Source organism: Streptomyces sp. NPDC059355 (assembly GCF_042752335.1).
GTDB lineage: Bacteria > Actinomycetota > Actinomycetes > Streptomycetales > Streptomycetaceae > Streptomyces.
The window spans coordinates 1-1,309 of sequence record NZ_JBHYXN010000117.1 but is presented as its reverse complement, the minus strand read 5'-3'; the positions used below and the strand labels follow the sequence as shown (position 1 = coordinate 1,309).

Annotated in this window: 2 protein-coding genes; one reads left to right on the top strand and one right to left on the bottom strand. The window is 65.1% G+C overall.

The annotated features are described in order from the left end of the window. Positions 1–296: 296 nt before the first annotated feature. Complete coding sequence (locus ACFXGI_RS38755; protein ID WP_384717804.1) at positions 297–650, bottom strand: hypothetical protein; 354 nt, start codon at positions 648–650, stop codon at positions 297–299. 126 nt (positions 651–776) lie between these two features. Here ACFXGI_RS38755 and ACFXGI_RS38750 point away from each other — a divergent pair, with 126 nt between their 5' ends. Beyond that, on the top strand, positions 777–1,106 hold the full coding sequence (locus ACFXGI_RS38750) for a GntR family transcriptional regulator (RefSeq protein ID WP_384717801.1): 330 nt from the start codon (positions 777–779) through the stop codon (positions 1,104–1,106). Positions 1,107–1,309: the final 203 nt, after the last annotated feature.

Sequence of the window (1,309 nt, the reverse complement as noted above, 5' to 3'; positions counted from 1 at the left end):
CTCCTGACGTGGATCGGGTGCGGGTGCTGCCTTCTCTGCCGCGCCAGGCCGGCCTTTCGGCACGGGTTTGTCCTGGCGGACAGACAGCGCAGCAGCGCCGTTCGAGGTGGATCAGGTGGAGCTATTCGGTACAGGCGCCTCGGCCGGGGGAGCTCGGCTCACCCCAATGCCGCCGCCCCCAAGGAGACGGTGGAACCTGCTGTTTTGCTGGTCACCGATGGTTCCGGCTCCCACATCCGGCGCCGCCGTAGACGGTTCCGGGTGAAGGAGCCGGGTCCGTGAGGACCCGGCTACAGCTAGGCCGCGAGCGGCAAGTGCGCCGCGGGGACCGGCCGCGTGATGCGCAGCTGGGCGGCGTAGGGGAGGAGCACGTCGACCAGGCGCTCGCGCACCTGGGTTGTGACGGCCGGGTCGGCGGCGATGTCGCGGGCGGCGAGCATCCGGTTCTCTCGGGCTTCGATCGCGGCGATGGCGGCGGTGAGGTCCAGGCCGTCGAGCCGCTCGTGGGGAAGGAGGCCGGCCTCGTACATCTCCAGCGGCGTACCGAACGCGACGTCGAGATCGATATCGCCGAACTCCGGGATGTCGACAGCCACAGCCGCGAGAAGACGCTCGGTTTCGAGATCGAAGCACTCATCGGTAAATGACATGGTTACGCCCCTTTCAGGCCGACCCGGCCTGTCGATAGTGCTAGCTTTGCTGATATTGTCGATGGGTGTCAAGAGGTTAGCTGACGAACCCGACTAACTCGGTGAGGTGGACCTACGATGACGGTCATGACCAACGCCGAGGCCATGCAGCCCTACCAGCGCATCGTTCAAGACGTCCGCGACCAGATCGCGACCGGCCGGCTCCCGGCTGGTGCAAAAATTCCCGGCATCAAGGCCCTGGCCGAGGAGTACCAAGTCGCGGCTGGCACGGTGCAGCGCGCTCTCACGGAACTGCGCGCGTTGGGTCTCGTCTACTCCCACCAAGGCCGCGGCAGCTTCGTCAGTGAGCAGGCCAGCGCAAAGGCAGACTCGACGGCTGACGCCATCCGCCGTCTCGAAGAGCGGGTAGATGAACTGACTGCCCGTCTGGAAAGTCTGGAGCAGAGATCCAACTGATGTCCCTAGCGCTGCGCTTGCCACCGTTCCCCCAAGGTCGTCTTGTGGGACCCATCACACCCTTGGCGGCGGAGATGGAACATCACAGCGGCTTGTAGAAGCCCGTACGCAGTTCCATTCACAGGTTTTCAACATCCACGTACACACGGGATTTGGGGCCCGCACCCTAGGCTCGCGAGCATGACGATGACTGAGGGGCAGAG

Coding starts and splice junctions, on each gene's coding strand:
- ACFXGI_RS38755 (WP_384717804.1), bottom strand. CDS start 650: ATGTCATTTACCGATGAGTGCTTCGATCTCGAAACCGAGCGTCTTCTC.
- ACFXGI_RS38750 (WP_384717801.1), top strand. CDS start 777: ATGACCAACGCCGAGGCCATGCAGCCCTACCAGCGCATCGTTCAAGAC.